The sequence below is a fragment of the Jannaschia pohangensis genome (assembly GCF_900113875.1).
In the GTDB taxonomy this organism is placed as follows: Bacteria; Pseudomonadota; Alphaproteobacteria; order Rhodobacterales; family Rhodobacteraceae; genus Jannaschia; species Jannaschia pohangensis.
In genome coordinates, this window is the sequence record NZ_FORA01000002.1 from 253,359 (window position 1) to 274,877 (window position 21,519).

Consider the following 21,519-nt stretch of genomic DNA (forward strand, 5'->3'; position numbering starts at 1 on the left):
GAGACGCGTGGCTGAGGCAGCCCTTACCACGTGATATCAACAGGTTGAGGGCTCTCTAACCGACCCCACCTCCTGAACTTTCGGAAGGCCGCCCCGTGTCGAAGGGCGGCCTTCTTTCCGTTCGGCCCACGGGTCCTGCGGCGACCCCGGAGCGGCGCTGAATTTCAGGGGTGATGCACGGGTGATCCACGTCGGATATACGTCCGACGTAAGTCCGCCCACGCCCACGCCCCCGGAGCCGCCATGCCGCTGCGCATCACAGACAAGATCGAGATCGCCGACTGGGAAATCACCGAAAGCTTCGTGCGCGCGTCGGGCCCGGGCGGGCAGAACGTCAACAAGGTGTCGTCGGCGGTGGAACTGCGGTTCGAAGCGGAGCGCTCCCCGTCCCTGCCCGGCCCGGTCAAGACGCGGCTGCGGCGGCTGGCGGGGCGGCGGTGGACGAAGGACGGGGCGGTGGTGCTGCAGGTGTCCGAAGAACGCAGCCAGGCCCGCAACCGCGAAATCGCCCGCGACCGCCTGACCGACCTGATCCGCGCCGCCACCGTGACCCCCAAACCCCGCGTCAAAACCCGCGTCTCCGCCAACCAGAAGCGCAAGCGCGTGGAGGCGAAGAAGAAGCGGGGGGAGGTCAAGGCGTTGAGGGGTGGGGTGGAGGATGTTTAGGGCCGGTAGTGTGGTTGGCGCGCGGGCGTAGGGCGGGGTTCACCCCGCCGTTCGGAGGGTGGGTCGTGGTTGGATAGATAGTGGGTTGGAGGCCCACGCTACTCTTACTTCAAACCTCTTCTACGCTTTCGTCATCATCATCTTCCCACAGTCCGATCTCTAGAATGCGGATTTCTGGGTTTCCGAGCTGCCATCGCTGACCTGTTCGCTCAAGGTCGCCGGTGACAGCAACGGGCTTCTTGTCTCGATGAGCGGAAATTGCAGTATGATACTGCTCCTGCGAAAGCTGTGCGACTACCGATTGGCTTTTCCCTTCGAAATCCGCTTTAAAAGTAACAATCCCATCCTTACTGCCTGTGTCTCTTGACAAACGCTTGACGGACGCAATCAGTGTTTGATTGGGTTTAGGTCGCTTTTCCTTAAACTTTCTAGCTGCTTCCCTTAGAATCGCCGAATCGTTCTCAGTGAACGAATAGCAAGAGAACTTCTCAGGTGTTGGTCTAGTTGTCGCCCAATTTATCGACAAATCTATTTCGTCCGTTTTGTCGATAATGTTGGCAATAGCCTCACAGAGGTTCGCGCTTACCCCCACGCCGACAGAGCTTTCAAAGAACTCCATAGCGTTTCCAGAAACTGCCTCACCGATACCAACCTGAATTGCTCTCAATCCAGTTGCGAGTCGCCGCGTTACTTGTCGCTCAAATGGATCATCGCGCATTTCAGGCCAATCCTCGGACAAATTCATTTGCAGAGAGGGAGGAACTGGAGCAAGTATCGGGGCTATGAAGCTACCCACTTCCGTTTGCCCCAAGCGCACTCTTTCGAGATACTCGTTCGCATCCTTGTTCGCTCCCGCCCTATAAACTGCTTGCGGATTGACTGTGGAGCACGCTGCAGCTAACAAGACTTCCCTCGCTTGACTGATCAAATTCAGCCCTCTTTGCAGCGATATTGTCCCATCATCGTCATGCCCCCTAGCACGAAACCTAATCACGTCATGTTCCGCGTCAATCAGAGACTTAAAAATTGAAATTAAAGGCTGATCCGTATTTCTTGAGAAGATATCCATTATTCTTTGGACTACTGAAGTGTAGTCTAAAAATTTATCCGTGCGCGGGATAATGATTTCGGGACCAGCACTGCGCACATAGACATCTGCGATATCTCTATATGCTTCGGTTTTCTCCCAACCGTAATTCCGCGCCATAGCAGCCAGTGCCGACGGCGACACCGCAGCCAATGCGTCACGATCAATCGAAGACGTACTCACAAGACTTGCCTTTTTCGTATCCTGTTCATAATCAACGGGAGAGATATTTCATTGAACCGCTGCGAGGACGGAATCGATATAGTGGTAGAAGTCGTATTCGATGTCTGCGGAAAACCATTCAATGACATCCAGTACGCCTTTTGCTTAATCAAAAGGCTCTCGTCACCACAGACAATCCACTCCTCGGAACACCTTTCTAATCCGCACAGAACTAGTATTCTGGGGACTATAGTATTTCCAATCAAGAGATCATAATTTCTCTGTTTTAATGGATATTTAATCACTCCATCGTCGTCAGCTGGCAAGTTTACAGTTCCTTTCAGCTGAATATCGAGAGTTGGAAGCATATCCCCTCCGTCACGGAGCTGAATATCAACCCCATCAACGTCGAAGTCTTGCTCGGAAGCAACGTATCCCAGCCGTGCAGCCAGCGCCTTTACATAAGCTTTCGTCACAGCTTCTTCGCGAAGTGTAGGTGTCAAGAGCATGAGTAGCAATCTGCGTTACTTTGAGGCAAAAATATGGCGGCATTCCGCGTAGTCAAACCACAACCTCCATAGCCTTCTGCCGCCCCACCCCAAACACCCGCTTGTAGCGCTCGATCTCGGCGGCAGGCCCCATGGCCTTCTTGGGGTTGTCCGACAGTTTGACCGTGGCGCGGCCGTCCGCCTCGACCGCCTTGCAGACCAGAGAGAACGGGGCCAGGGCGTCATCCGCGACCAGACCGCGGAAATCATTGGTCAGCAACGTCCCCCACCCAAACGACACCCGGACGCGGCCCGAGAACTGGGCGTGGAGGGCGCAGATCTTGTCGACGTCCAGCCCGTCCGAGAAGATGATCAGCTTGTCGCGCGGGTCCTCCCCCCGTGACTGCCACCAGCGGATCGCGGTTTCGGCCCCCGTCGCGGGGTCGCCCGAATCGATGCGGATGCCCGTCCAGCCCGCCAGCCAGTCGGGCGCGTTGTCGAGAAACCCCTGGGTCCCGTAGGTGTCGGGCAGGATGATGCGCAGGTTGCCCGAATGCTCCTCGTGCCAGTCGGCCAGCACGTCATAGGGGGCGCGGGCCAGAGCCGCGTCATCGGGGGCGAGGGCGGCATAGACCATGGGGAGTTCGTGGGCGTTGGTGCCGATGGCCTCCACATCCCGGTTCTTGGCGATGAGGCAATTGGAGGTGCCGGTGAAGTTGTCGCCCAGCCCCTCCTGCATCGCCTGGACGCACCAGTCCTGCCACAGGAAGCCGTGGCGGCGGCGGGTGCCGAAGTCGGCGAGGCGCAGGTTTTCGAGCGGGCGCAGGCGTTCCACCTTTTCCCAGACGCGGGTCATGGCGCGGGCGTAGAGGACCTGCAGCTCGAACCGGCCCATGGTGGCGAGGACAGCGCGGGAGCGCAGTTCCATCAGGATCGCGAGGGCGGGGATTTCCCAGAGCATCACCTCGGGCCAGGTGCCCGCGAAGGTCAGTTCGTACTGGTCGCCCACCCGTTGCAGGTCGTAGGGCGGCAGGCGGAGCTGTTCGAACCACTCCATGAAGGCGGGCGTGAACATCTGGCGTTTGCCGTAGAAGGTGTTGCCCCTGAGCCAGGTGGATTCGCCCCGGGTGAGCGAAAGCGTGCGCACGTGGTCGAGTTGTTCGCGCAGTTCGGATTCGTCGATGAGGTGCGCGAGGGGGATATGGGTGGAGCGGTTGATAAGCGAGAAGGTCACCTGCGTGGTGGGGTGGTTGCGGAACACCGACTGGCACATGAGCAGTTTGTAGAAGTCGGTGTCGATCAGGGACCGGACGATCGGGTCGATCTTCCATTTGTGGTTCCAGACGCGGGTGGCGATGTCGTGCATGGGTCGGTCCTCCGGGGGGTACTAGAGCAAACGGCGGCGCGGCGCGGAAGGGGTGATTGCCCCGGGGGGCCGGGAATTGCCCCGTTGTGGTCATTGTCGGGCCATGGAGCGGCGGAAGGGTGACGGGCAGGAAACAGCAAGAGGCCCGAGATGCCGCAGCCAAGTTATCATGTGGACGTGCATTACCTGATGCCGCGCGAGATGTTCGAGGACGAGGAGCGGGCCGCAGCACTGCGCGCCGCCGGGATCGAGGCCGAGAGCGTGGCGAACACCGTGCTGCTGTTTCGCGATCCGGCGGCGGTAGAGGCGTTGCGGCAGGCCCCGACCTGGCTGCGCGAGGCGATGGAGGCGGCGGGGTTCGGATTTGTCGAATCCGGCGGGACGGCCCCGATCGAGCGGTTCGACCTGCTGGAAGACCGCCACAGGATGCGCAAGTTCAAGACCCTGCTGGAGACGTTGAAGGCCCATGAGAACGGATGGGACCGGTTCCGGGGCGGGTTCGACACGCGTCTGCTCTGGGCGCATGAATCGCGGATGCAGGCGCTGGCGGCGGCCAAGCAGGGCGATACGAGGTGGCAGGAGGTCATGAACGTCTGCCTCGACGCCGCGGCGCAGCTGGAGCACAAGGCCGGTGAGCCGTCACCCGACTGGCCCACGGAGACCCATGTTCGCGCGGCGCAGGCCGCAGATGACGCGGTACGTACCGGGGATGCAAAGCGGCGCAAGGCGGCGACGCGTTCGAGCCGGACATCGGGCGGAGGTCTGCGCTGGCTGCGCAAGGCGGCCCTTGTCGTGATCATCCTGGGCTTGCCCTTCTATGGCCCGTTCCTGACGAACCCGGGGATGATGGTCAGCTTGATGTCCGGCAACTGACCGGCGGCGGGCGGCGGAACCGTCACATCGAACGACACATGCCGCTCCGCATCGGATCGACGGCTGACCGCTATCGCGCCGACCCCAGACCGCGCGACAGGCGGCGGCGTTCGGCATCGAGAGAGGTCGGCGCATGGCGGCTGGCCCGCAAGGCGGCATCGATATCCTGTCCGTCGAGGGCGGCGGCGGCCAGGGTGGCCAGCCCGTGGGTCGGCGCGAGGGTGATGCCCTTGAGGGCGGCGCGGGCGAGGGATTGGGCGGTGATGTGGATGATCTGCGCCGGGAGGGTGCCGGTGCCGGGCCTGGCGTCGCCCTCGGCAATGGCCTCGCAGGCGGTGACGTCACGGCTCACGTAGGTGCGGCAGATCATCGGGCGCGCATCATAGGCGCGGCAGAGGCGGGTTTCGGGGTCAAGCGACGGACAGCCCTGCGGGTGCCAGTCGCGGCCATCCGGTTGGCCCCGGAGCGGAGTGAGGGCGGCATGGAGGGCGCGGGCCTCGGACGCGGTGATGGTGCCGCCGTCGTCCCCCGGAAGGATGCAGCAGAAGGCGCAGCCCGCCGCGCAGTCCAGCCCCTCGGGCGCGGCGCTGCGGTCGATGAGGGCCTGGGCTATGGTGCGTGCGGCCTCTCCGTCGGACAGGGCGCGGACAGTGGCGGCGAAGGTGCCCCGTTGCGCGCCCAGCCAGGCTAGGAGCAGGCTTCGCGCCTGTTCGGTGACCTGGGGTGCAGCCCCCGGAAGACGTGCCGTCGCAATCGCCTCGCGCAGGGCGGGCAGGTCGGTGGCCGGGCCCTTGCGGGCGGCGCGGCGGGCGGTGCGGGGGGATCGGGCCATGGGGCCTCCGGGCGCGGGTCAGGTCAGATGCGCTTAGACCAAAGCCATGGGGGCGGCGAAAGGGGGTTCGGCGCCGCAGTCAGCGCGATGGTCGCAGGGGCATCACGAGTTCGCGTTGACCGATCTGGGGGATCGCGCCCAAAGCATGCAGGAAAGCCGCGAAACCCGCATCGTCGGCCTGAACGTTGAACACCCGGAGGGGTGTCGCGCCAAAGGTGGCCTGAGCGGCGGAGATCAGGGAGCGGCCCAAGCCCCGTCGGCGACGGTCCGCACGGACCGCGATCTGGGCAACGGTGCCGGTGGCGGTGATGGCCGCAAGATAGCCCGTCGGCCCGCTGGCATCGCGCAGGAGCAGGCAGGTCAGACGGTCCGGGATTGCGGCGAGGGAGCGGTCGCTGTTCTGCCACGTCGGACCCCAGGACCGCAGGCGCGGAGCGGCGTCGACGATGGCGTCCCAAGGGACGGTGACGATGTCGGCAGAGGCCCGCTGCGTCGCCGTGGGGGCCGGGATGGTCGCGCAATCGAGCCACCGGGCCACCGTCATGCCAAGCCCGAAATAGAGGCCCGCCGCGATGTCGTTGCCGTCCATCACCTCGGTCTGGAAGGAACGGACGCCGCGCCTGCGCAACTCGGCAAGGCAGGCCTCGGCCAATTGCCGGGCCAGGCCCCGCGACCGAAAGACGGGGCGCGTTCCGCTGGCGATGAGATAGGCGCGGTCGTCGCGATGCGAGACAAGCCAGATCGCGGCGATCGACCCCTCGACGACGGCCACGAAGGACGCCGCGCGGTCCAGCCCGCGTTGCCGCATCATGGTGGCGAACGCATCCTCGGTCAGCTGCATCGGCACGGCGTAGTCGGAAAAGGCGTCGTTCATCGCTGCGCAAAGGTCCGCATCCGCGATGTCCTGGGCGGTTCGGATGTCGATCATCGGCTTCTCCGGTTCAAACGGAAAAGGGCGCCCCGAAAGGCGCCCCCCTCGATCTAGTGCAGTCGGGTCACTCAGCCGGGATGCCCGCGCCCAGGACCGGAGCGCTCGCGCCCTCGATCTTGTCGTGGGTGGTGGCGACGCCCGCGCGCTGGCGGCGGCCATCGTTCCAGATCGCCTTGAGCAGCGAGATGCACATCAGCACCATGACCGCCGAGAAGGGCAACGCGCCGATGACCATGGCCGTTTGGATCGCCGAGGTTCCGCCCGACACGAGCAATCCCGCCACGACGACGCCCAGAGCCACACCCCAGAACAGGATGTGCGGACGCGCCTTGGGCCCTTCGTCGCCGGCCGCGTTGATCGTGTTCACGATCAGAACGGCCGAGTCCGCCGACGTCACGAGGAACGTCATCAGCAGGACCACGATCAGGAGCGACATGCCCCAGGACAGGATTTCCGAGATCGGCTGCAACATCAGCGTCGTCATCGCGAAGATCTTGTCCCCGTCGGGCGCCCCGAAGATCGACCCGTTGGCCGTGCCGTTCAGTTCGAGGTCGATGGCGGTGCCACCGGCCCAGGCGAACCAGACAAAGCACATCAGCGCGGGCACGATCATCGCCCCCAGAACGAATTCCCGGATCGTGCGACCCCGGGAGATGCGCGCCAGGAACAGGCCCACGAAGGGGGCGAAGGCAATCCACCAGGCCCAGTAGAAGACCGTCCAGCTGCCCTGCCATCCGGCGAGTTGTGCCGCGACGGACCCCTCGACCCCGTCATTGCCCCAGACCGTGACCAGCATGGCGGGTGTTGCGACAAGGTAGTCGAACAGGCCGACCGTCATCGCCTGGAAGCCGAAGAACGTGGCCCCGAAGAGGATGAAGAAGGTCAGAAGGATGATCGAAAGACCCATGTTGATGTTGGAGAGCCACTTGATGCCCTTGCCCACGCCCGAGAGCGCCGACAGGGTCGAAGCCCCCATGATCACCAGCAGGGCGGTGATGATGCCGAAGGTGGTCACCGCGCCCTCGGCGTCGGTCAGACCGCCGATCCCGATGCGGGTCAGGCCCGCCGCGAACTGCGCCACGCCGAAACCCAGGGTCTGGGCGACGCCCAGAATGGTGGCGATGACGGCGACGATGTCGATGATGTGACCCAGCACACCCGACAGGTGCCGACCGAACAAGGGCGTCAGGGCCGACCGGATCGTCAACGGCAGGCCGCGACGATAGGTGAAGAACGCAAGGCACAGGCCCGCGACCGCGTAGCAGGCCCAGGCCGCAAGACCCCAATGCAGATAGGACCATTTGTAGGCGTTCATGACGTTGTCGGCGCCGCTTGCCGTGGCCAGCCCCTTGATGACATCAGGGTTGTTCTGGAAGTGATAGACGGGTTCCGCCACGGACCAGGTCAGCATGCCGACCCCGATGCCCGCGCCGAACATCATGGAGAACCACGAGAAGTTGCCGAACTCGGGCTTTTCGCCCTCGAGACCCAGGTTCATCCGACCCCCCGTCGGCCAGATCGCGAGACCCAGGCAGACCGCGACGAAGAACGCCACGACCCAGACGTACCAGGCGGCGAAGTTCTGCAGGATGAAGCTGTTCATTCCGTTGAGGACCGCTCCGGACTGGATGGGCCAGAAAATGGCCCAGACGCACAGCGAGCTGATGATGATCTTGCCCGGAACCGCGACGCTGGTCGCGAAGCCGTTGTAGAAGCCGCCCTCGCTTGTCTTGATGGACAGCTGAGTCAACGGTGGGTCGATATCTTTGGACATTTGGTGCCTCCTCACTCAATTCCCGGCGTCAGCCTGCGCGCAATTCGCTTCAACACGAAACAAAAAAAGCAGTTTTCCGGGAATAGGGCCGAATTCGACCCTATTTATGCCGAAATCGGCTTGGACGACTGATCCGTCGCGCGCCGGGAACGGGACTCTGGAGGGGTTCGGCGCGCCTGCCTGACATGGGCGAGGGCGGGATCAAGCCAGAATCACACCCGCTTCGGTCATGCCCCGGCGCGCCTGTGCCAGGCTGTCGTTCAGGTCGATGGCCCGGCAAAGCTCGGTCAGGACGGTGACGGAAAAGCCCGCGTCGGCGGCGTCGACGGCGGAATAGTTGACGCAGAAATCCTCGGCCAGGCCGACGAAGGTCAGATCGGTCACGTCGAGGGTGCGCAGAAGACCGGCCAGACCCGTGGGCGTCTTGCGATCGTTCTCGAAGAACGCGGAATAGCTGTCGACGGCGGGGTTCATGCCCTTGCGGATCACGGCGCGGGCGCGGTCCGTGTCCAGTTCGGGATGGAAGTCGGCGTCGGGCGTGCCCTGAATGCAGTGATCGGGCCAGAGAACCTGCGGACCATAGGGCATCTCGACCATCTCATACGGGGACTTGTCCGGATGGGACGAGGCGAAGGACGAATGGCCCGCCGGGTGCCAGTCCTGCGTCAGGATCACATGGTCAAACGTCGGCATCAGCGCGTTGATCCCGCCCACGATCTGATCGCCGCCGGGCACGGCCAGGTTGCCGCCGGGGCAAAAGCCGTTCTGCACATCGATGACAATCAGGGCGCGGGTCATGTCGGTCTCCGGTCTGGGATGGCGCGAGGGTAGCGCTTGAGGCGCGGGGCGCAACGGCTTATCCCGCGCGACCATGTACCGGATCGCAGCGCTCTACCGTTTCACGCCCTTTGCCGACCCCGCCGCCCTGCGGGGGCCGCTGCTGGAGGTTTGCGAGGCGAACCGGGTGACGGGCACGCTTCTGCTGGCGCGCGAGGGGATCAACGGGACCATCGCCGCCCGGCCCGAGGGGCTGGAGGTGGCGCTGGCCCATATCCGCGCCCTGCCCGGTTGCCCAGACCTCGCCCCGAAATTCGCGAATGCGACCGAGGCGCCCTTCGGCCGGATGAAAGTGCGGCTCAAACGGGAAATCGTGACCATGGGCCAGCCGGAGGTCGATCCGTTGGCGGGGGTCGGGCACTACGTGACGCCGCAGGACTGGAACGCTGTGGTGCGCGACCCCGGAACCGTCGTGATCGACACGCGCAATGCCTATGAGGTCGCCATCGGCACCTTTCAGGGTGCGGTCGATCCGGGAACCGAGGCCTTCGGCGAATTCCCTGCCTGGTGGCAGGCCAATCGCGAGCGTCTGCGCGGCAAGCGGATCGCCATGTTCTGCACCGGCGGCATCCGCTGCGAGAAATCGACGGCCTACCTGCGTGGCGAGGGGGTGGAGGATGTGGTCCATCTGAAGGGCGGCATCCTGAATTACCTGGAACAGGTCCCCGAGGAAGACAGCCTCTGGCAGGGCGGATGTTTTGTCTTCGACGACCGCGTGAGCGTGGGCCACGGTCTTGCGGAAACCGGGCACGTCCTGTGTCACGCCTGTCGTCGCCCCCTGTCGCCGCAGGATTGCGACCGCCCCGAATATGAAGCGGGCGTTCAGTGCCACCAATGTGTGGAGCAGTTCGACCACGCCGATCGCGCCCGGTTCCGCGAGCGCGTGAAACAGATCGCCCTGGCCAGATCACGCGGCGCGCGTCACCTGGGCAGCTAGGGCAGGACCGGACTACAGGTCGAGTTCTTCGCTTCGATCCAGCTGCGTCCAGCGACGTGTGAGAAGCCGGACAAGCACGACGGCCCCGAAGACCGCGACGGCAAGCATAAAGAAGTCGGTCATCCGTTCCTCCCACAAACGAAAGCCATGGATCGAGATTACCATGGGTTGTCGAGTTCACCAACACTGTGTTCAGTCAGGCCATGGGATCGGCGATTGTCATCGGAACGGGCGTAATCGGGGCGGCAACGGCGCTGGCCCTGGCGCGGGCTGGCTGGATCGTCACATCGGTCGACCGCAACGCGATGGCGGGGCATGGCTCCACCTCGGCTTCGTCCGGCGTGATCCGCATGCATTATTCCACCCGCGAGGGCACGGCCCTGTCCTGGGAAGGACAGCACCACTGGGCGGATTGGGCCGGATACCTGGGCCTGCCCGATGGCACGGCTTTGGCGCCGTTCCGCAAGGTCGGCTGCCTCGTGATGAAACACGCGAGCAACGGCGACCTTCGCCGCAACATGGAGCATAGCGAGGCCCTGGGCATCCCCTTCGAGGTCTGGGAGCCGGAGACGATTCGCAAGCGGCTGGCGCAACCCGACCTGCGCTGCTTCTGGCCGCCCCGCCGCCCGGACCACGGCGCCTTCGGCATGCCGACGGGCGGCAACATCGCGGGCGGCGTCTTCTGGCCGGATGCGGGCTACGTCAGCGACCCGGCGCTGGCCGCGCAGAACCTGCTGGCCGCTGCCGCCGCGCGCGGGGCGCAGATCGTGCGGGGCGAGGTGACGGGCATCCTGCGCGACACCCGCGTCCGGGGCCTGCATCTGGCCGACGGGCGCGAATTGCGGGCGGATGTGGTGGTCAACGTCGGGGGGCCCGCGTCGTCGCGCCTGAACCGCATGGCGGGCGTCGCCGCCGGCATGGCCGTGACGACCCGCCCGCAGCGGATGGAGACGGCCTATCTGCCCGGTCCGCCCGACTTCGACATGGCGCGCGACGGGATCGTGGTGTCGGATGCGGACATCGGCTGCTATGCCAAGCCGGACGTCGGCGGCGGCGTGTCGGTCGGCACCGAGGGCCCGGCCTGCGACACGCCCGACTGGATCGAAGGTGATACGACCGAACGGGACACCGTCGGCGAACAGGCAGAGGTTCAGGCGATGCGCTATGCCCAGAGGATTCCCACGGTGCCCCTGCCCCGCCGGATGGCCGGGGCGGTCGGCATCTATGACGTGACCGAAGACTGGCTGCCGATCTATGACCGCAGCGACCTGCCGGGGTTCTACATGGCCTGCGGCACCAGCGGGAACCAGTTCAAGAACGCCCCCGTGGCGGGCCGGATCATGGCCGCCCTGATCGCGCATTGCGAAGGCGGCGGCGATCACGACCGCACGCCGCTGGCGTTCACGCTGCCCTATACCGGCAACACCATCGACCTTGGCCATTTCTCGCGGTTGCGGCAGGCGAACCCGGCCAGCAGCTTTTCGGTGCTCGGATGATGCCGCTCGTCCTATTGCCCGGGATGATGTGCGATGCGCGCCTGTTCGCGCCCCAGATCGCGGCCCTGTGGGATCGTGCCGTGCAGGTCAGTCCGATCACCGGGGCCGACACCACCGCCGCGCTGGCCCAGGCGGTGCTGGCGGCGGCCCCGCCCCTTTTTGCGCTGGCGGGCCTCAGCATGGGGGGCATCGTCGCGATGGAGATGCGGGCCATCGCGCCCGACCGGATCGCGGGCCTGTGCCTGATGGACACCAACCCCAAGGCCGAACATCCCAAGGTCGCCGAAGCCCGCGAAGCGCAGATGGCCCGCATCCGCAGGGGCGAGTTGCGCGCCGTCATGCGCGACGAGATGAAGCCGAACTATCTGGCCGACGGGCCGGGGCGGGAGGGCATTCTAGAGACCGTGATGCACATGGCGGAAACGCTCGGACCCGACGTCTTCCTGCGCCAGTCGCGCGCGCTGATGACCCGTGCCGACCGGCAGGAGACCTTGCGCGGCGTGACCGCACCCGCGTTGGTGCTCTGCGGGCGCGAGGATCGGCTCTGCCCCGTCCATCGCCACGAATCGATGGCGGAGCTGATCCCGGGGGCCGAGCTGCGCATCCTGAACAACGCGGGCCACCTGCCGACGCTGGAGCAGCCGGGCGCCACCACCCTCGCGCTGCGCCAATGGCTTGCCCGGGTGGACGACGCATGACCCATCAGGCGCTCATCATGCTGGCGGCCGGGATCGGCATTCCCATCCTCGCGGCATTGAACGCAAGGCTCGGGGCCAATATCGGCGCGCCCGCTGCGGCAGCCGTGGTGTTGTTCACCGTGGCCCTTGTGACGGCGGGGGCGGCCTTGGCGGTGACGGGTCCGGCGGCCTTGACCCGCGTTGCGGGTCAGCCCTGGCATTTGTTCCTGGCCGGTGTCCTGATCGCCTTCTACGTCCTGTCCGTCACGTTCATCGCGCCCAGTTTCGGGGTTGGCAACGCGGTGTTCTTCGTCCTTATGGGACAGATGATTTCCGCCGCCCTGATCGACCAGTTCGGGCTTTTCGGGGCGCGCGTGGTGCCCCTGTCCCCGATGCGCGCGCTTGGTCTCGTGGCCATGGTGGGTGGCCTGGCCCTGACGCAGTTGGCCGGGCGGAGTTCGTGACGGCGCAGGTGTTGCAGAGCGACCGGCTGACCCTGCGGCCATTGTCGGCCAAGGACGGGGCCTTCGTCGCCGCATTGATTTCCGACCCCCGGGTGCGTCGCTATCTGGGCGGGCCGGTGCCCGTGGCAGAGCAGCCCGCAACCGTCGAGCGCTATCTGGCAGAGGCGTGGATTTGGTGCGTCCAGCCGCGCGGGTCCACCGGGGCCGTCGGCCTGATGTCCCTGTCGCCCCACCATGACGGCGCGGACACGGAGCTGTCGTTTCAGATGATGCCCGGGGTCTGGGGTCGGGGGCTGGCGTCCGAAGGGGCGGCGCGTCTGTGCCGGCACGGGCTGACCGACCTCGCCCTGCCCCGGGTGCTTGCCGAGACGCAGGCCGCCAACGCCCCCGCGCGGCGCCTGTTGAACCGGATCGGAATGCCCGAAGTGCGGCGCACGCAGCGCTTCGGGGCCGTGCAGGTCATCCACGCGACGCCCACCCACCCTTGACGCCGGGCGACCACGTGGCATCACCGGGGGCATGAGCGACACCTCCCCTTCCCCCGGCTTCATCGGCCGCCTGACCGGCGCGCTGGACGGTTTCATCCAGCGCTGGCTGCCCGAACCGCTGGTCATCGTGATCCTGCTGACCTTCTTCGTCTTCGCCCTCGGCATCGCGGTCGAGGGGGCGGCCCCCGCAGACATGCTGACCTATTTCGGGGACGGGTTCTGGGACCTGCTGACCTTCGCGATGCAGATGGCGCTGGTGCTGGTCACGGGCTTCGTCTTTGCCACCACGCCGCTGTTCGCTCGGCTTCTGGGCTGGATCGCGCGGCGGGCGCGGACAGCGGGTCAGGCCATCGTGCTGGTGACGCTGGTCTCGCTGGCGGCCAGTTTCGTGAACTGGGGCTTTGGCCTGGTGATCGGCGCGCTCTTCGCCAAGCGGTTGGCGCGCGAGGTGCCCGAAGTCGATTACCGCGTCCTGATCGCGGCAGGCTATAGCGGGTTTCTGATCTGGCACGCGGGGCTGTCGGGGTCGATCCCGCTGACGGCGGCGACGCCCGGCAACTTCCTCGAGGACGAGATCGGACTGATCCCCGCGTCCGAGACGATTTTTGCCCCCTTCAACCTGATCCTGCTGGCCGTGATCGCCTGCGGCCTGCCTTTCCTCAACCGGATGATGCTGAACCACGGCGGCAGGGTCGTGCGCGCGGGCGACCTGCATCTGGAGGACGAAGATGCGGAGGAGCCCGAGGTCGCGCCCCGGACACCCGCCGCCCGTCTGGAGCACACGCCTTGGATCGGGCGGGGGATCGGCGGCTTCGGGCTGGCCATCCTGGCGTTGCAGGTCGTCCGGGGCGAGTTCTCCCTGACGCTTAACACCGTCAACTTCGCCTTCCTCTTTGCGGCGTTCCTGCTGCACGGCTCGGCCCATGCGTTCCTGAGGGGGCTGGATCAGGCCGTCAAAGGCGTGGGCGGCATCCTGATCCAATTTCCGTTCTATGCGGGCGTCATGGGGATGATGGTCGGATCGGGGCTGGCCGCATCGCTGACGGACGTCTTCGTGGGGGCCGCCAATTCCACGATCCTGCCCCTGCTCGCGTTCCTGTCGGCGGGCGTCGTCAACGTGCTGGTCCCGTCGGGCGGTGGCCAGTGGGCGGTGCAGGGCCCGATCATCATGCCCGCCGCCGAAGCGCTCGGGGCCGACAAGGCCCGCGTCCTGATGGCGATTGCCTGGGGCGACGCCTGGACCAACATGATCCAGCCATTCTGGGCCCTGCCCGCGCTGGCCGTCGCGGGACTGAGCGCGCGGGACATCATGGGGTTTTGCGTGCTGGTCCTGCTGGTCTCGGGCGTGGTACTGGGTGTCGGCCTGACCTTCCTGCCCTGACCCCCGGCGTCCAACGACCCCGTTTCAAGAACGCAGTGCTGACCTTCTGGGGCCGACGGACCCAACTGTGGCATCTTTGCGGCAGCAATGTGGCATGGCGGCACCATCGCGGTCGATCGCGCGCAACGGGGCCGCGGTCCCCGTTGATCGGTTGCCCCGTCCCTCCAACCTTTGACCTGAGGTCAGGCGTTTTCCGCCGAACCTGAGTGCTTGTTCAAGATTGGAGATCGACATGAAACGTCTTCTGACCCAGCTTCTGAACGGGGTTGCCGTGACCTCGATCGCGACGGCGGCCCTTGCTTCGGGCCCCTTGTCCATCGATCCCGAAACCCTTGGTCTGCCTACATCCCACAGCATTCCGGTCGACAGTGGACGCGGGTCATCGGCGACCATCCTCGTCTCCCTTGCCGGGCTGAATGCCGAAATCGTCGACGGGCGCATCGCAGCCGAGATCACGCTGGCGCTGCCGAACCTCGACGCCGCCCTCGACCGGCTTCTGGATACCGACGACTTCCGCATCAAGGAGATCTTCAAATACCGCCACGGCGACATGATCCATGGCCGGGCGGATGCCAACGACCCGCACATCCTGCGAACACGGTTCGGCCTGCGCATCAAGAACCGCATCTCCAGGGACTCGCACACCCACCATGGCGATATCGCCGTCACGGTTGAGACCGATGCCACGACCGTGGGTATCGATTTGCGTCTCGGCGCCAAGGACGGATTTCCCAACTGGATCGAAAAGGCGATCCAACGCGAACTGAACCGCTTTGCCACCCGCCACGCCCTTGCGCCGGAACTGGTGGCAGCGGGTGTCCGCATCGAAGACGTGCGGTTCTCCGGTGCTGCGGAGGACGGCACCCTGGGTCTGCGCGTGTCGGTCAGTGCGCCGCTCGCCTTCCTGCCCAAACTGGTCGCGGGCGACCTGCCTGCGGCGGATGCGCTTCTGGTCCCGGTGGCCAAGGCGCCAGCCCCGGCACGGCGGTCCCAGGGCTGCGACCATGTCATCGGCGGGGGGTGGACCTGCCGTATGGAACCCTGAGTCAGGTCGGCGGGGTTCCGGCCCCGCCGGTCCGCTCGGGGATCACCTTGCCCGGGTTCATGCGGTTGTCGGGGTCCAGTGCGGTCTTGATCGCCCGCATCACGTCGAGCGCGACCGGGTCCTTGCGGCGCGTCATCGTGGTCAGCTTGCTCAGCCCGATGCCGTGTTCGGCACTGATCGACCCGCCCAAGGAAACGGTCACGCCCTCGATCATTTCGCGGATCGCATCAAGCTGGCCATCGTCGGTGGGATAGACCGTAAGATGCACATTGCCATCGCCCAGATGCGCCACGATCAGGGTGTCGGCCCCCGGGTCCAACGTCGCAAGCCCCGCATGCATGTCGTCGATGAACTGCGCAACAGCGTCGAGCGGCAGGGCCACGTCGTTGTCGACGATCGGCAGGCGGGTGAAGGTGATCTCGGCCGCCGCCTCCCGCATGTCCCAGATCAGGCGGCGCTGTGCCTCGTTCTGGGCCACCATCGCGTCGAGCACATCACCCGATTCGACGCCTGCCTCCAGGACCGCCTCCATGACGTCGCCAAGCGGACGGCTGAGGCCGCCCAGGTCGATCATCACGCAGTGGTCGTGGACAGCGAAGGGTTGCCGCAAGTCGGGGCGATGCGTGGCCAAGGCAGTCATGTAGCTGCGGGGCATATACTCGAAAGCCTCGACCGCGCCGTCCGTCGCCGATTGCAACGCCCGCAACAGGCGCAGCGACGCGGGCAGGTCCCGCACCGCCACCAGCGCCGCCGCATGGTGCCGGGGTTTGGGCACAAGCCGCAGGACCGCCGCCGTGATGATGCCGAGCGTCCCCTCGCCCCCGATGAACAGGTCGCGCAGGTCGTAGCCGGAGTTGTCCTTGCGCAGCTCGCTCATCAGATCGAGGATGCGCCCGTCGGCCAGCACCACCTCGATCCCGAGGACGAGGCCGCGCGTCGGGCCATAGCGCACCACGTTGGACCCTCCCGCATTCGTCGACAGGAAGCCGCCCACCCGGGCCGAGCCCCGCGCCCCGAAGGTCAGCGGGAAGAACATGTCCTGCGCCTCTACCGCCGCGTGGATATCGGACAGGATCGCGCCGCCCTCGACCACGGCCAAACCCGCGGCGGGGCGGATGTCGCGGATCGTCGTCATCCGTTCGAGCGAGATCATCAGCGCGCCGGTGTTGGACGTGCCCCCGACGAGGCCGGTGTTGCCACCCACGGGCACGATGGAGAGGTCGAAGGCGGCGGCCAGTTTGACGACCTGCGACACCTCGGCGGTGTTGGCGGGGCGCACCACGGCCAGCGGGTCGGCGCGCCACTTGCCGGTCCAGTCGCGGGCGAATTTCTCGACGTCGCCCCCGGTCAGGACATGGGCATCGCCAAGCAGGGTCCGCAACGCGGCCAACGGATCGTCAGGGGTGTCTTTCACGGCGTTCTCCTCCGCCCGGAACCGTGCCACGGGGCCGTATGAAAGAAAAGCCATGCAGGCCGGCTTGACGGACCGCCGCTGCCGCCGTATCTGGCCCGCCAGTGGCGGTGTAGCTCAGTTGGTTAGAGCAGCGGAATCATAATCCGCGTGTCCGGGGTTCGAGTCCCTGCACCGCCACCAGTTTCCGACATTCTTTGCAATTCGATCCGGCATTTGGCAGACTGCTGTCATTGAAGCTGGCTTTTGGCCGTTTTGCCGGTCCGGATCCTTACTCCGGGGCAGCAAGGTCATGGGCTGACACGCGCGGGAACGTGCGTTAACTATTGTTAAGGACGCGCGCCTACCCTTCCCCTGCGCCGACCGCTGCCATTTCTGCGGCGTCGGCATGATATCAAGGCTGACCATGAATTTGCGAGACCTCCTGCGGACCGGCACACGCCGCGCTCAGGACTCGGCCGAAGCCGCTTACCGCCGGTTCGATCTGAAGCAGCCAGAGAGCCTGGCTGGGTTCCTGACGGCGCAGCGTCTGACGTTCGAAGCCATGTGGCCCGTTGCCACGGATCCGGGGACGGCCGCGGCCCTGAGCACCGCCATCGCCCAGATCCGGACCGATATGACTGCGCTCGGGCACCAGATGCACGGCAAGGTCCCGCCGCTGCCTTCGGCGGACGAGGAACTGGCCCAGGGCTATGTCTGGCACAGCACCCGGCTCGGCGTGCGACTTCTGGCGCGCGACTGGCAGGACGCCACGGATGCGAACGTGCGGTCTGCCGGCCGATACCTGAGCGCGCCCCGCGACAGCGAAGGATGGCGCGCGCTTTGTGCCCGCCTCGAGGAAATCGAAGGTTACGGCGCCCTGCCCGACAGGGTTCTGACGGCGGCGAACGCCTGGTTCGTTCTCTATGAGACTGTCGCCCACGATCAGGCCCGCCGCTTGAAATCCTGACACTTCAGGCCCGCTCGTGGTCTGGCCTTTCCAACCGCCCGGTTGCACTCTAGGGACGTGTTAACGGTAACATCGCACGGCGTGGAGAGATCATGGGAACGCAGGACGAGACAGGGGCGCGGATCGGTCTGATCGGCCTTGGCACGATGGGCGCGGCCCTTGCATCGAATATCGCCGACAAGGGCTTCGACATCGCGGTCTTTAACCGCACCACCGAAGTGACTCGCGACTTTGCCTCCAACGCAGGCCCGCTGGCCGACCGCATCACCCCGACCGAGAGCCTCGAGGCCTTGGTGAACGCGCTGGCCAAGCCGCGCGCCATCATCCTGATGGTGCCCGCCGGTGACGCGGTCGACGCCCAGATCGACGCGCTGCGGCCCCTGCTGGATGCCGACGACCTGATCATCGACTGCGGCAACGCGCTGTTCCACGACACCGACCGGCGGGCGTCGTCGGGCAAGTGGCCGTTCCTCGGCGTCGGCGTGTCAGGCGGCGAGGAGGGGGCGCGCCACGGGCCGTCGATCATGGGCGGCGGCGACCCCGACCATTGGGCGCGGGTCGAGGATATCATGACCGCCATCTCTGCCAAACACGACGCCGACCCCTGCGCCGCACTGATGGGTCCGGGCGGGGCGGGGCATTTCGTCAAGATGGTCCACAACGGCATCGAATACGCCGATATGCAAATGATCGCCGAGGTTTACGGCATTCTGCGCGACGGGCATGGCATGGGCTATGACGCCATCGCGGATGTGTTCGACGCCTGGAACAAGGGTCAGCTCGAAAGCTATCTGGTCGAAATCTCCGGCATCGTGGCACGGGCGCGGGATGTGGAAACGGGTGAGCCGCTGCTGTCGGTGATCGTGGATGCGGCCGGTCAGAAGGGCACCGGACGCTGGACCGCCATCGAAAGCCAGCACCGTCTGGCCCCGGTTCCCGCCATCGAAGCCGCTGTTGTTGCACGGAATTTGTCGTCGCGGCGGGATGAGCGGGCGCGGGGGGAGGCGATTTTCGGATCGGCACCGCAGGCCTTCGACGGGCTGGACCATGGCACGCTGGAGCAGGGCCTGATCGCGGGCAAGATCCTGTGCTATGCGCAGGGCTTCGAGATGCTGTCGGCGGCGACGCGCGATTTCGGATGGGACCTGCCGATGTCCCGCATCGCCCAGATCTGGCGACAGGGTTGCATCATCCGGTCCTCGATGCTGGACGACATGGCCCGTGTCCTCGACGCGTCACCGGGCACCAACCTGATGTATACAGACCATTTTTCGGCCATCCTGAAGCAGACCCACGGGGCCTTGCGGCAGGTGGTGGCACAGGCGTCGCTCAATGGGCATCCGGTGCCGGCGCTGGCCTCGGGGCTGGCCTATTTCGACGCGATGCGGACCGGGCGTGGCACGGCGGACATGATCCAGGGGCAGCGCGATCACTTCGGCCTGCACGGGTTCGAGCACACCAACGGCAAGACCGGTCAGCACGGTCCCTGGGCCAAGAACTGACGTATGATCCACGGGTGATCCGTGGGTGATCTGCGGGTGACGTGTGGGTGGACGGCGCAGGATTAGCTGCGCCAGTCGAAAAATCCGTCGGGCGCGCGGTCGAGCAGGTCCTGGGCCATGCGGTCCCCGAGGGCCGCGCCATCGGTCGCGGGGCAGTCGCCCGACACGGTCAGCACATCTGACCCGTCGGGTCTCAGGATCTCGCCCCGGAAGCGCAGCCTGTCACCGTCGAGGTCGGCGAGGCCGGCGATCGGCGTCTCGCAGGAGCCGTCGAGGGTCTTCAGAAACTGCCGCTCGCAGGCAAGGCGCAGGCCGGTGTCGTGGTGATGGATCGCGGCCAGCATGGCGGCGATGCGGTCGTCGTCGGCGCGCCGCTCGATCCCGATGGCGCCCTGCGCCACGGCGGGCAGCATGTCGCCGGTGTCGATGGCGGTGCGCGGCACGTCGTCCATGCCAAGGCGGTTGAGGCCGGCCATGGCGAGGAAGGTCGCCCGGGCGACCCCGTCGCGCAGCTTGCCCATGCGGGTCTGCACGTTGCCGCGGAACTCCACCAGCTCCAGATCGGGACGGCGCAGCGCCAGTTGCGCGCGGCGGCGCAGCGAAGATGACCCGACAACGGCCCCCTGCGGCAGGTCGGCCAGCGTGCCGCCGTCGAGCGTGACGAAGGCGTCGCGTGGATCTTCGCGCGGCAGATAGCAGTCGATCAGCAGGCCGTCCGGTTGCAGGGTCGGCATGTCCTTCATCGAGTGGACAGCGATGTCGATGTCGCCCGCCAGCAGCGCCTCCTCGATTTCGCGGGTGAACAGGCCCTTGCCGCCGATTTCCTTGAGCGGGCGGTCCAGAATGCGGTCGCCGGTCGTCTTGATGACGTTGATTTCGAAAGCATCGCCGGGCAGGTCGAACGCCGTCGCAAGACGGTCGCGCGTCTCGTGCGCCTGGGCCAGCGCCAGGGGCGAGCCACGGGTGCCGATCTTGAGGGGATGTGCGGAAGTGAAGTCTTGGGCCATGGCTCAGCAGTCTCTGACGGGATGCAATATGTCAAGCAAGGTTGACACTCGCGCGATGTTTGACACTTTGAGCCCAAGGCGGCACCCGCTGTCCAGACCCGGCCGGAGACACGAATGACCAAGACCCTGTTGAGAACGCTTGCCGGAGAGATCCTTCCGACCCAGCCGATCTGGATGATGCGCCAGGCGGGGCGGTATCTGCCCGAATACCGCGCCACACGGGCCGAGGCGGGCGATTTCCTGTCGCTGTGCTACAACCCGGACCTTGCGACCGAAGTGACGCTGCAACCGATCCGGCGCTATGGGTTCGATGCGGCCATCCTGTTTGCCGACATCCTGCTGATTCCCCAGGCCTTGGGTGCGGACCTGTGGTTCGTCACCGGCGAGGGCCCGCGCCTGTCGACGGTGACCGGCCCCGCCGACCTTGCGAAACTGCGCGGCGCGGCGGACGTGCACGAGACGCTGGCCCCGATCTATCAGACGGTGCGCAACTTGGCCGGGGCGCTGCCGGCCGAGACGACGCTGATCGGCTTTGCGGGCGCGCCCTGGACCGTGGCAACCTATATGATCGCCGGTCGCGGCACGCCCGATCAGGGGCCGGCCCACGCGCTGAAGGACACCGACCGCGCGACGTTCGAGGCGCTGCTGGACCTGCTGACCGAGGCGACCATCGAATACCTGTCGGCGCAGATCGAGGCGGGGGCCGAGGTCGTCAAGCTGTTCGACAGTTGGGCCGGATCGCTGCGCGGGGATGATTTCGCGCGTTATGCCGTGGCCCCGGCCAAGCGGATCATCGGCGCCCTCAAGGTCCGTCATCCGGGCGTGCCGATCATCGCCTTCCCGCGCGAAGGCGGAGACGGATACATCGGCTTTCACGCGGCGACCGGGGCGGATTGCGTGGCGGTGGACGATTCCGTCACGGCGGAATGGGCCGCGGAACACGTACAGGTGTCGGGTTGCACCCAAGGCAACCTCGCCTCGCGGCACATGGTCACCGGCGGCGACGCGTTGGTGTCGGAGGTGCGGCGCATCCGCGATGCCTTTGCCAAGGGGCCGCATATCTTCAACCTGGGCCACGGGATCACGCCCGAGGCGAACCCCGACAACGTGTCCCTGATGATTGACACCCTGCGCGAAAACGCCTGA

General features: G+C 65.9%; 21 protein-coding genes and 1 tRNA gene. 13 read left to right on the forward strand and 9 right to left on the reverse strand.

Going from position 1 to position 21,519, the window contains the following annotated elements; all coding sequences use genetic code 11:
• Positions 1 to 243 precede the first annotated feature (243 nt).
• Positions 244 to 666 (forward strand): alternative ribosome rescue aminoacyl-tRNA hydrolase ArfB, encoded by a 423-nt coding sequence (gene arfB, locus BM002_RS08190; protein WP_092779369.1) that lies wholly within the window; start codon positions 244 to 246, stop codon positions 664 to 666.
• 109 nt (positions 667 to 775) lie between these two features.
• Here arfB and BM002_RS19035 read toward each other — a convergent pair whose 3' ends face one another.
• Genes BM002_RS19035 through pncB form a run of 3 tightly spaced genes read right to left on the reverse strand, consistent with a single transcriptional unit; the run spans position 776 to position 3,769 of the window.
• The gene (locus BM002_RS19035) at positions 776 to 1,906 is read right to left on the reverse strand and encodes a hypothetical protein (protein ID WP_139212314.1); all 1,131 of its coding nucleotides are present in this window, start codon (positions 1,904 to 1,906) and stop codon (positions 776 to 778) included.
• Positions 1,907 to 1,932: 26 nt separating this feature from the next.
• Positions 1,933 to 2,418: a DUF4365 domain-containing protein gene (locus BM002_RS08195; RefSeq protein ID WP_175484840.1), complete on the reverse strand. Its 486-nt coding sequence runs from the start codon at positions 2,416 to 2,418 to the stop codon at positions 1,933 to 1,935.
• Positions 2,419 to 2,476: 58 nt separating this feature from the next.
• Positions 2,477 to 3,769, reverse strand: coding sequence for a nicotinate phosphoribosyltransferase (gene pncB, locus BM002_RS08200; RefSeq protein ID WP_092779373.1), 1,293 nt, complete (start codon positions 3,767 to 3,769; stop codon positions 2,477 to 2,479).
• A 150-nt stretch (positions 3,770 to 3,919) separates the two neighbouring features.
• On the opposite strand from pncB, the gene BM002_RS08205 reads away from it, so the two are divergent.
• Entirely contained in the window at positions 3,920 to 4,642 is a 723-nt protein-coding gene (locus tag BM002_RS08205; protein ID WP_139212315.1) for a hypothetical protein, read from the forward strand.
• A 70-nt stretch (positions 4,643 to 4,712) separates the two neighbouring features.
• Here BM002_RS08205 and BM002_RS08210 read toward each other — a convergent pair whose 3' ends face one another.
• The 4 genes from BM002_RS08210 to pncA all read right to left on the reverse strand — a co-directional run bounded on the left by BM002_RS08210 (position 4,713) and on the right by pncA (position 8,977).
• Positions 4,713 to 5,474: a YkgJ family cysteine cluster protein gene (locus BM002_RS08210; protein ID WP_092779377.1), complete on the reverse strand. Its 762-nt coding sequence runs from the start codon at positions 5,472 to 5,474 to the stop codon at positions 4,713 to 4,715.
• A 79-nt stretch (positions 5,475 to 5,553) separates the two neighbouring features.
• Positions 5,554 to 6,402, reverse strand: a complete 849-nt coding sequence (locus BM002_RS08215) for a GNAT family N-acetyltransferase (RefSeq protein WP_175484841.1) — start codon at positions 6,400 to 6,402, stop codon at positions 5,554 to 5,556.
• Between the two features lie 67 nt (positions 6,403 to 6,469).
• Complete coding sequence (locus BM002_RS08220; RefSeq protein WP_092779381.1) at positions 6,470 to 8,179, reverse strand: BCCT family transporter; 1,710 nt, start codon at positions 8,177 to 8,179, stop codon at positions 6,470 to 6,472.
• Positions 8,180 to 8,380: 201 nt separating this feature from the next.
• Positions 8,381 to 8,977 carry a bifunctional nicotinamidase/pyrazinamidase gene (pncA, locus tag BM002_RS08225; RefSeq protein WP_092779383.1) on the reverse strand — a complete coding sequence of 199 codons (597 nt, stop codon included), beginning with the start codon at positions 8,975 to 8,977 and terminating at the stop codon, positions 8,381 to 8,383.
• A 73-nt stretch (positions 8,978 to 9,050) separates the two neighbouring features.
• Between pncA and trhO the strand changes: the two genes are divergently transcribed.
• The 7 genes from trhO to BM002_RS08260 all read left to right on the forward strand — a co-directional run bounded on the left by trhO (position 9,051) and on the right by BM002_RS08260 (position 15,504).
• Positions 9,051 to 9,953 carry an oxygen-dependent tRNA uridine(34) hydroxylase TrhO gene (gene trhO / locus BM002_RS08230; protein WP_092779385.1) on the forward strand — a complete coding sequence of 301 codons (903 nt, stop codon included), beginning with the start codon at positions 9,051 to 9,053 and terminating at the stop codon, positions 9,951 to 9,953.
• Positions 9,954 to 10,156: 203 nt separating this feature from the next.
• Positions 10,157 to 11,449: an NAD(P)/FAD-dependent oxidoreductase gene (locus BM002_RS08235; RefSeq protein ID WP_092779387.1), complete on the forward strand. Its 1,293-nt coding sequence runs from the start codon at positions 10,157 to 10,159 to the stop codon at positions 11,447 to 11,449.
• The gene (locus BM002_RS08240) at positions 11,446 to 12,147 is read left to right on the forward strand and encodes an alpha/beta fold hydrolase (RefSeq protein WP_092779389.1); all 702 of its coding nucleotides are present in this window, start codon (positions 11,446 to 11,448) and stop codon (positions 12,145 to 12,147) included. The genes BM002_RS08235 and BM002_RS08240 overlap by 4 nt, the downstream gene beginning before the upstream one ends.
• Positions 12,144 to 12,590, forward strand: coding sequence for a DMT family transporter (locus tag BM002_RS08245; RefSeq protein WP_092779391.1), 447 nt, complete (start codon positions 12,144 to 12,146; stop codon positions 12,588 to 12,590). The genes BM002_RS08240 and BM002_RS08245 overlap by 4 nt, the downstream gene beginning before the upstream one ends.
• Positions 12,587 to 13,078, forward strand: coding sequence for a GNAT family N-acetyltransferase (locus BM002_RS08250; protein WP_092779393.1), 492 nt, complete (start codon positions 12,587 to 12,589; stop codon positions 13,076 to 13,078). Before BM002_RS08245 ends, BM002_RS08250 begins: the two co-directional genes overlap by 4 nt.
• 31 nt (positions 13,079 to 13,109) lie before the next feature.
• Positions 13,110 to 14,459: a short-chain fatty acid transporter gene (locus BM002_RS08255; protein WP_092779395.1), complete on the forward strand. Its 1,350-nt coding sequence runs from the start codon at positions 13,110 to 13,112 to the stop codon at positions 14,457 to 14,459.
• A 232-nt stretch (positions 14,460 to 14,691) separates the two neighbouring features.
• Positions 14,692 to 15,504, forward strand: a complete 813-nt coding sequence (locus BM002_RS08260; RefSeq protein ID WP_139212316.1) for a hypothetical protein — start codon at positions 14,692 to 14,694, stop codon at positions 15,502 to 15,504.
• A gap of 1 nt (position 15,505) precedes the next feature.
• Here the strand turns inward: BM002_RS08260 and BM002_RS08265 are convergent, their stop codons facing one another.
• Positions 15,506 to 16,918 (reverse strand): FAD-binding oxidoreductase, encoded by a 1,413-nt coding sequence (locus BM002_RS08265; RefSeq protein ID WP_245749175.1) that lies wholly within the window; start codon positions 16,916 to 16,918, stop codon positions 15,506 to 15,508.
• Between the two features lie 103 nt (positions 16,919 to 17,021).
• Here BM002_RS08265 and BM002_RS08270 point away from each other — a divergent pair.
• From BM002_RS08270 to gndA, 3 genes are all read left to right on the forward strand, one after another.
• Positions 17,022 to 17,098: transfer RNA gene (locus tag BM002_RS08270), tRNA-Met, on the forward strand.
• 223 nt (positions 17,099 to 17,321) lie between these two features.
• Positions 17,322 to 17,864 (forward strand): heme oxygenase-like domain-containing protein, encoded by a 543-nt coding sequence (locus BM002_RS08275; RefSeq protein ID WP_092779401.1) that lies wholly within the window; start codon positions 17,322 to 17,324, stop codon positions 17,862 to 17,864.
• Between the two features lie 92 nt (positions 17,865 to 17,956).
• Positions 17,957 to 19,366 (forward strand): NADP-dependent phosphogluconate dehydrogenase, encoded by a 1,410-nt coding sequence (gene gndA / locus BM002_RS08280; protein WP_092779403.1) that lies wholly within the window; start codon positions 17,957 to 17,959, stop codon positions 19,364 to 19,366.
• Between the two features lie 62 nt (positions 19,367 to 19,428).
• Here gndA and hemC read toward each other — a convergent pair whose 3' ends face one another.
• Positions 19,429 to 20,373 carry a hydroxymethylbilane synthase gene (hemC, locus tag BM002_RS08285; protein ID WP_092779405.1) on the reverse strand — a complete coding sequence of 315 codons (945 nt, stop codon included), beginning with the start codon at positions 20,371 to 20,373 and terminating at the stop codon, positions 19,429 to 19,431.
• A gap of 114 nt (positions 20,374 to 20,487) precedes the next feature.
• Between hemC and hemE the strand changes: the two genes are divergently transcribed.
• A complete protein-coding gene (hemE, locus tag BM002_RS08290) occupies positions 20,488 to 21,519 on the forward strand; it encodes a uroporphyrinogen decarboxylase (RefSeq protein WP_092779407.1) in 1,032 nt (343 codons plus the stop codon).